Genomic DNA, 8,092 nt, shown 5'->3' on the forward strand with positions numbered 1-8,092 from the left:
GGTCTCCTCCCTGCCACTCCTTGCTACTCCTTCGCGGTGGCCACCGTCACCGCCCGCACCCGCAGCGCCGCCCGCCCCGGCACTGCACTGCCCACGAGCGCGAGGAGCCCGGCCACCCCGACGACGGTGACGTAGAACAGCGGTGTGACCGTGGGCGCGGCCCGGCCGGTCATCCCCACGCTGAACGCGGTGAGCACGGCGAGGGCGATCCCGCTGCCGAGTGAGGTGGCGAGGAACAGCACGCTCAGCACCTCGGTGCGCAGCATGCGCAGCACCTGGCGGCGGGTGGCCCCGGCGAGGCGCAGCAGGGCGAACTCCCGGACACGTTCCGCCACCGACACGGCGAGCGTGTTGACGACGGCGATGGCGGTGAAGGCCAGCACGAGCCCCATGGCGAGGTAGTTGACCTCGGCGTTCGTCTGCTGCCGGTCGGCCTGGAGGGCATCCGCGGCGGCCGGAGAAAGAATGTCGAGTCCCGGGAACTCACGGAGTGTAGTCGCGAGTTGTGTCTGTGTACGGGTCGTGCTGACGAGGACGGAGGAGGCGAGCGGGTTGTCGACGTGCCGGGCGAGGAGGTCGTGGGCGAAGGTGAGGTCGCCGAAGCCCAGACCCCGGGCATAGACGGCGGCGACGGTGAGCGTGGCGGGCGTGCCGTCGCCGAGGGTGAGTTTCAGGGTGCTGCCGGGCTTCACGTGGTGCTGATCGGCGGCCAGTTCGCTGACGGCGACCGTGCCGGGGGCGAGCCGGTCGAGGGAGCCGGCGGTGACGTCCGGGTCCCAGGTGCGGGTCAGGCCGGCCGGGGTGACGCCCTGCGCCGGGTACTTGTCGAGGCCGATGCGGACGGTGGTGCGGACCACCTCGGTGACGGTGTCGTGCCCGGCGCGCAGCCGCTGGGCGGCCTCGTGGGGTACGCCGGGACCCCGCGCGGCGACGACCCAGTCGGCCCGGACGCCGTCCCGGACCTGGGCGCGGGCGGCGTCACCGAGGGTCGACTGGACGAACAGGACGGTGCAGGTCATACCGATGAGCAGGGTGAGGGGGGTGACGACGGAGGCCATGCGGGCGGCGTTGCCACGCAGGTTGGCGGTGGCGAGACGGCCGCCGTGACCGATGAGCCGGAGCGGGCCGGCGAGCAGCAGGGCGGCCGCCCTGACCAGGAGCGGGCCGAGCAGGGCGACGGAGGTGGACAGGACGACGACGGCGAGGAACGTGACGGGAGTCGAGGCGGGCTCGGTGCGCAGGGAGGTGAGGACGACGACAAGGACGGTTCCGCCGGTCAGGAGCAGCAGCCCGGCGGCGATCCGGCCCCACGCGGGACGGCTGGGCTCGGTCCTGGCCTCGGCCAGGGCCTCCGTCGGCCGGATCCGGGCGATCCTGCGGGAGGCGATCCGGGCGGCTGCCCAGGCACCGAGCAGGGTGGCGGCGAGAGCGGCGAGCAGCGGGAAGACACTGACGGTGCGTTCCAGCGTGTCGGGTACGGCGCCCAGGGCGACGAACCTGGAGTACAGCACGCCACCGAGCGGCAGTCCGAGCAGTGCGCCCACGGTGCCCGCCGCTGCGCCGACGACCAGCGCCTCCCGGCCGAGCAGCGCGCGGATCTGCCCGGATGTGGCGGCGATGGCGCGGAGCAGGGCGAGTTCACGATGGCGCTGCTGCACGGTGAGCCCGAAGGTGCCGACGACCACGAGGACGGCCACCAGCAGCGAGGTGCCGCCCATGGCGCCGCCCATGCTGACCAACCGGGTGCGGGCGCTCGCCGCGTCCAGGAACTCGACGGGTCCCCGGGCGTCTCCGCCGGCGACCCGGGCGGTGGTGCCGTGCAGCGCGGCCGCCACGGCCTGCCGCACCCGTCCGGGGTCCGTGCCCTGGTCCGGCAGCACACCGAACGCGCTGACCTGCCCCGGATGCCCGGCCAGCCGCCGGGCCTCGGCGGCGGAGAAGAACAGGGACGTCTGGTGGCGTACGGCGGGTCTCGGGGCGGCGATACCGCTGATCCGGTAGCTGCGCGGGGCCTGCGTGGACTGCACGGTGAGCCGGTCACCGGGGTGCAGACCAGCCCGGGCGGCGAGGTAGCTGTCGATGACCAGATCGCCGTCGGAGCGTGGCGCGCTGCCCGTGGTCAGTCGGTACGGCGTCAGCGCGGCGGAGTCCCAGGCATGCCCGTAGGCGCTACGGCCGCCGGTGCCGGACGGGGTCAACGGCTGGGCGAGGAAGGTCAGTTCGGGCACGACGCGGGCCACACCGGGGATCTGGGAGACGCGGGTGCGCAGCCCCTCCGAGAGCCAGGCCCGCTCGGCGATGGGCTTCGCCTTGTGCTTGACCTTGGTCTGGCCCTTCTTGTGCTTGACGGTGGTCTGGTGGACGTACTGGTCTCCGGAGACCACGAGGGGGGCTCCGGCGTAGCGTTCGGTGCGGATGGTGCCGCGCAGACCGGTGTCGAGGAGGGAGCCGCAGGCGGTGATCAGGGCGGCCGCGCACGTCAACGCGAGGAAGGCACCGAGAAAGCCCGCCTTCCGGGCCCGGACTGACTGGAGGGCGTAACGCAGCATCATCGGGGTGGGCTCTCTTCTGTTGTACGCGTCGGCGGTGTCGTGGCGACCGGCCTCGGCTGGTGCTGATGTGCCATGGCCTGGCGCACCTCCAGACTCGCCCCCAGGGCACCACCCGAACACTGCGGCGACCCGGCATCTTCAACGGGGGCTAACCCCACCGCGAGCCACCCGAGATCCGACCTCACCACAAGCCACCCGAGGGCTGACCGCCGCGCGAGCGCTCGGAGAGCTGACCTCACCGCGAGCGTTCTGAGGGCCACCCCCACCCACGAGGCGGCCAGGAGCCGGCCCCACCGTCAGGCATCCGGACCGGCCTCACCGCGAGCCACCCCAGGGCCAGGCACCGCCCGACAAGACGGAGCCGCGCCAGCCTCGCCACCAGCGATCGGGCCCGCCGCGAGACGCCGCCAGCAGACAGGGCTCGCCATCCCATCAGGCATTGAAGCGTCGTCCGCACCGCCAAGCGTCCAAGAACCGCCCCTGTCACGGGACATCCCAGTCTGAGCCCTCCTCCAGGGAGCCTCAGAAGTCCCCCTCCCCCAAGAAGTCGGTGTCCTCGCCCTCCTCTTCCAGGGCCTGGCGGACGACTCGGAGGGCCATGCCCTCGGGGTAGCCCTTGCGGGCGAGCATGCCGGCGAGGCGGCGGAGGCGCTTGTCGCGGTCGAGGCCGCGGGTGGCGCGCAGTTTGCGGGCGACCAGTTCACGGGCGGTCGACTCCTCCTGCTCGGAGTCGAGCCGGCCGACGGCCTCGTCGATCAGCCCCGAGTCGACCCCCTTGGTGCGCAGCTCCCGGGCGAGCGCGCGGCGGGCGAGCCCCCGGCCATGATGCCGGGACTCCACCCAGGCGTCGGCGAACGCGCCGTCGTCGATCAGCCCGACTTCCTCGAACCGCGACAGCACCTCCTCGGCCACGTCCTCGGGAATCTCCCGCTTGCGCAGGGCGTCGGCAAGTTGCTTGCGGGTGCGCGGGGTCCCGGTGAGCAGGCGCAGGCAGATCGCCCGTGCCCGCTCAGCCGGGTCCCCTGAAGACTCCCCCCGCTCGGCCCTCGACGAGGAAGGGGTGCCTTCGTCCTCCCCGGGCGCGTCCCCGAAACCGCGCCGCCGACGACCCCGGCCACCCCGGCGGGAGCCGTCGTCGCCCTCATGGCCACCACCACCGCTCCCACGGTGCTCACCAGGTCCGCCGTACCCGCCGTACCTCTCGCGGTCCTCGCCCGGGTGTCCGGCGGCACCGTCCAGGGCGGAGTCCGGACAGCCCCCGGTGCCCCTCCCCCGTCGGGCACCGGGGGTGGCGTACTCGTACTCGGCCCAGTCGGTTCGTCGTGTCACGGGTCGGTCAGCTCTTGGCTGCGGCGGCCTTGGGCTTGGTGGCCTTGGCGGCTGCCGGGGCGGACGCCGTCTTGGTGTCGTCCTCGGCCGCGGTGGTGACCGCCGCGTCCGCACCCGGCTCGGCGGCGGGCTCCTCCGGCCGGACACCGACGCCCAGCTTCTCCTTGATCTTCTTCTCGATCTCGTTGGCCAGGTCGGGGTTGTCCTTGAGGAAGTTGCGCGCGTTCTCCTTGCCCTGGCCGAGCTGGTCACCCTCATACGTGTACCAGGCACCGGCCTTGCGGACGAAGCCGTGCTCCACGCCCATGTCGATCAGACCGCCCTCGCGGCTGATGCCCTGGCCGTAGAGGATGTCGAACTCGGCCTGCTTGAAGGGCGGCGCGACCTTGTTCTTGACGACCTTGCAACGGGTGCGGTTGCCGACCGCCTCGGTGCCGTCCTTCAGTGTCTCGATGCGGCGGATGTCGATACGCACCGAGGCGTAGAACTTCAGCGCCCGGCCACCGGTCGTGGTCTCCGGGGAGCCGAACATCACGCCGATCTTCTCGCGGAGCTGGTTGATGAAGATCGCGGTGGTCTTGGACTGGTTGAGCGCGCTGGTGATCTTCCGCAGGGCCTGGCTCATCAGGCGGGCCTGCAGACCGACGTGGCTGTCGCCCATCTCGCCCTCGATCTCCGCGCGCGGGACGAGCGCGGCGACGGAGTCGATGACGATGAGGTCGAGGGCACCGGAGCGGACCAGCATGTCCACGATCTCCAGGGCCTGCTCGCCGTTGTCGGGCTGGGAGAGGATCAGGTTGTCGATGTCGACGCCGAGCTTCTTCGCGTACTCGGGGTCGAGAGCGTGCTCCGCGTCCACGAACGCGACCTGGCCGCCGGCCTTCTGGGCGTTGGCCACGGCGTGCAGGGTCAGGGTCGTCTTACCGGAGGACTCCGGTCCGTAGATCTCCACGACACGGCCGCGCGGCAGGCCACCGACGCCGAGGGCGACGTCGAGCGCGGTCGAGCCGGTCGGGATGACCTCGATGGGCTCCTTCGCCCGCTCTCCCATGCGCATGACCGCGCCCTTGCCGAATTGCCGTTCAATCTGCGCGAGCGCGGCGTCGAGCGCCTTCTCGCGGTCGGTTCCTGCCATGGGTTCCACCCGGTTTGCTTGAGTCGATCGCTTCACGTCAAAGACGCTAACCCCTGCCACTGACAATGCGCCCCGACGCAGGCCTGGCCTGTGGATAACCAGGGGACATCTCCCCTCAAAACGGGACGAAATCCACCACCTAGAGCCTCGCCTGAGCCTCCATGAGAATGGATGTTCGATTTTCGTGTCAAGCGAGCCACGCGACACCGGAAGCGAAGGTTCGGCGGCTCCAGCGGCCCGGAACACCGGCCGCAGCGCCCACCGCCCGCCTATCGTCACTCCGCATGACCCGTACCGAGATCGAGATCACCGCGGAGTTCATCCGCGAGCTGCTCCGCGACCAGCACCCCGACCTGGCCGAGCTCCCGTTACGGCTCGGCGCACGGGGCTGGGACAACCAGCTGTGGCGGCTCGGTGACGAACTCGCCGTCCGGCTGCCCTGGGCGACCCGGTCCGCGGACGAGCTGTTGCTCAAGGAGTACGCCTGGCTCCCCGCCCTCGCACCGCACCTACCCCTGCCGGTCCCTGTCCCGCAGCGCCTCGGCGAGCCCTCCACCCGCTTTCCGCGCCCCTGGATCGTCACCACCTGGGTGCCGGGCACGCCCGCCGACCGTGCCCCCGCCACGAGCGCCGCCAAGGCCGCCGACGCCCTGGCCGACTTCCTGACGGCCCTTCACCGGCCCGCCCCTGAGGCGGTGCCCGCCGGCCGGGGCCGTGGCGGGCCGCTGGCCGACTGGGCGGAGCACTTCGCCGAGCGCCTCGCCTCGGCCGGCGAGCTGGGGCTGGTCCCCGACCCCGACGGCGTCCGCGCGGTCTGGGAGGACGCCGTCGAGGCGCCCGGCTGGGCGGGCCCGGCCCTGTGGCTCCACGGGGACCTGCATCCGGCCAATGTCCTCACCGCGGACGGCTCCTTCTGCGGCGTGATCGATTTCGGTGACCTCTGCGCAGGCGATCCGGCGTGCGACCTCGCCGCCGCCTGGGTACTGCTGCCGGACGGCGCGGCCGACCGCTTCCACGCCGCCTACCGGCCCGCCCCGGACCCCGCGACCCTGCGCCGTGCCCGCGGCTGGGCGGTACTGCAGGCCCTCAGCGGCATCCTCATCGGAGAGGCCGGCATCCACGGCCGCCCGGGCGGAAAAGCCACCTGGGGCCCACCTGCCCGGGCGGCACTGCGACGCCTCGTCAGTGACCGGAGTGGTCGATGACGTCACCGTTGGAGCAGTTGTTCTTGTGGCTCCCCGTCCAGTCAGCAAGTACGGGGACGACGGCGAGCTCCTGAACACACACGTCGGCGGCGGTGAAGTTCCAATTGTTCGCGGCATTGACGCCGGAACCGAAGTTGCTGTCGTCGTCGGCGAAGGCGGGCGTGGCCAGGCCGATGGGGGCGAGCGCGACGGCGGCGATGCTGATGATCTTCTTCATGCCCGGAAAACGATCACCCACGTCCCGGGATACGCCCTGCTCGGCCGAGAGATCCGGCAGAGATCACGAACCGCACGGCCTGGCGAAGCAGTCACCCGATGGTGGGCCCGGCGACGATTACGCCCGTTCCTCGTACTGCGGGCCGCCATGCTCGGAGCATGACACAGGGAGCGGGCCGCCGCGGCGGCCGGGACGAGCAGGCCGTGCTGCTGGTGGCGGGGGTGGCGGACCTGGCGGTGAGCACGCTGGGCTCGGCCCTGACGACCGTACGAGGGCTGCTGCGCCGCTCGGACACCGTGGAACTCGCGTCGGCCGCCGAACAGGATCTGGTGGCCCGCGGCCGGCTGGCCCTGGACCGGTACGCCACCGTGCCGCCGGCCCATCTGGAGATCCTCGCCCGGCACGCGCGCGTACGACGGGGTGCCGATGGCGGCTGAACGCTGGGACGCGGCCGTGTTCCGCGGCCGCGTCGACCAGGTGCTGCGCGGCTTCGTCGCCCAGGAGGCCGATCTGCTGGCCGAGGTCGATCCGGCCCTGCGCCCCGTGGTCGACCAGTTGGAGGCGGCGGTCGCGGACGGCAAACGGCTGCGGGCGGCGTTCTGCTATTGGGGCTGGCGCGCGGCCGGCCAGCCGGACAGCGACGCGCTGCTGCGGGCCGCGGCCTCCATGGAGCTTGTGCATGCCGCCGCGGTCGTCCACGACGACCTGATCGACGACAGCCCGCTGCGGCACGGCCGACCCACCGCCCATCTGGCGCTGCGCGGTGCCGTGGCCGGTCATCCACGTCCCGGCGCCGCGGCGCGGTCGCTGGCGATGCTGGTCGGGGATCTGCTGATGTCGCTGGCCGGGCAATTGTTCGCCACGTGCGGTCTGCCCGCCGCGTACATGGCCCGCGCCCGCCCGCTGTGGTCGCTGCTCGCCCGGGAGCTGATCGCGGGTGAGTGCCTGGAGATCCTGCACACGGGGGCCGTCCCGGACACCACGGCGTCACTGAAGGTGATCCGGTACAAGACCGCCAAGTACACCGTCGAGCACCCCCTGTTGATCGGCGGCACCCTGGCCGGGGCGGGTGAACGGCTGCGCGCGGGCTACTCCGCGTACGGGCTGCCGCTCGGCGAGGCCTTCCAGCTGCGCGACGACCTGCTCGGCCTGTTCGGGGACCCGGAGCGCACCGGCAAGGCCGACAGCGACGACGTACGCGGGCATCGTCCCACCGCGCTGCTGGCGGAGACCTGGCGCATCGCAGGCACGGACGAGCGGGAGCGGCTGCGGACACTGCTGGGCCGGGGGGAGCCGGACCGGGCGGGCCTGGACGCCGTGCGGGAGGTGATGCACCGGCTGGGGGCTCCGGAGCGCGTCGAAAACATGATCTCCGCGCGCGTGGCGGAGGCGCTCGACGCGCTGCACGGGCTGGACATCCCGGTGCCCGCCGCCGACGCCCTGGCCGGGCTGGCGCACGCGGCGACGGCCCGCCCGTTCTGACCCGCAGCACGCGCGCGCGTGCCCACGCGCACGACCCGATCCCTGCCGTCCCGGCCCCCGGCACCCTGATTCCCCGCCGCCCTGACTCCCTGATCAAGGAGCTTCCCAATGCTGATGTCAAGCGGCTGCCGTGACAGGTGGTGTTGCTTGATAGCACGCTCCGTCACGGATC

General features: G+C 72.4%; 7 protein-coding genes. 3 read left to right on the top strand and 4 right to left on the bottom strand.

Annotation, left to right across the window (positions count from 1 at the left end; all coding sequences use genetic code 11):
* Nucleotides 1-23: 23 nt before the first annotated feature.
* From LE548_RS35085 to recA, 3 genes are all read right to left on the bottom strand, one after another.
* Entirely contained in the window at nt 24-2,552 is a 2,529-nt protein-coding gene (locus LE548_RS35085; protein ID WP_225101071.1) for an ABC transporter permease, read from the bottom strand.
* A 522-nt stretch (nt 2,553-3,074) separates the two neighbouring features.
* Entirely contained in the window at nt 3,075-3,881 is an 807-nt protein-coding gene (gene recX, locus LE548_RS35090) for a recombination regulator RecX (RefSeq protein ID WP_225101072.1), read from the bottom strand.
* Nucleotides 3,882-3,888: 7 nt separating this feature from the next.
* Complete coding sequence (gene recA / locus LE548_RS35095) at nt 3,889-5,016, bottom strand: recombinase RecA (RefSeq protein ID WP_225101073.1); 1,128 nt, start codon at nt 5,014-5,016, stop codon at nt 3,889-3,891.
* A 284-nt stretch (nt 5,017-5,300) separates the two neighbouring features.
* On the opposite strand from recA, the gene LE548_RS35100 reads away from it, so the two are divergent.
* The gene (locus tag LE548_RS35100; protein ID WP_225101074.1) at nt 5,301-6,221 is read left to right on the top strand and encodes an aminoglycoside phosphotransferase family protein; all 921 of its coding nucleotides are present in this window, start codon (nt 5,301-5,303) and stop codon (nt 6,219-6,221) included.
* On the opposite strand, the gene LE548_RS35105 is transcribed toward LE548_RS35100, so the two are convergent.
* Nucleotides 6,199-6,438 (bottom strand): hypothetical protein, encoded by a 240-nt coding sequence (locus tag LE548_RS35105; RefSeq protein ID WP_225101075.1) that lies wholly within the window; start codon nt 6,436-6,438, stop codon nt 6,199-6,201. The two genes, LE548_RS35100 and LE548_RS35105, sit on opposite strands and share 23 nt — an antisense overlap.
* A gap of 158 nt (nt 6,439-6,596) precedes the next feature.
* Here LE548_RS35105 and LE548_RS35110 point away from each other — a divergent pair, with 158 nt between their 5' ends.
* Nucleotides 6,597-6,875: a polyprenyl synthetase gene (locus tag LE548_RS35110; RefSeq protein ID WP_225101076.1), complete on the top strand. Its 279-nt coding sequence runs from the start codon at nt 6,597-6,599 to the stop codon at nt 6,873-6,875.
* Complete coding sequence (locus LE548_RS35115; RefSeq protein WP_225101077.1) at nt 6,865-7,920, top strand: polyprenyl synthetase family protein; 1,056 nt, start codon at nt 6,865-6,867, stop codon at nt 7,918-7,920. Before LE548_RS35110 ends, LE548_RS35115 begins: the two co-directional genes overlap by 11 nt.
* The last annotated feature ends 172 nt before the right edge of the window (nt 7,921-8,092 follow it).

Source organism: Streptomyces sp. CoH27 (genome assembly GCF_020181035.1).
Taxonomy (GTDB): Bacteria; Actinomycetota; Actinomycetes; order Streptomycetales; family Streptomycetaceae; genus Streptomyces; species Streptomyces camelliae.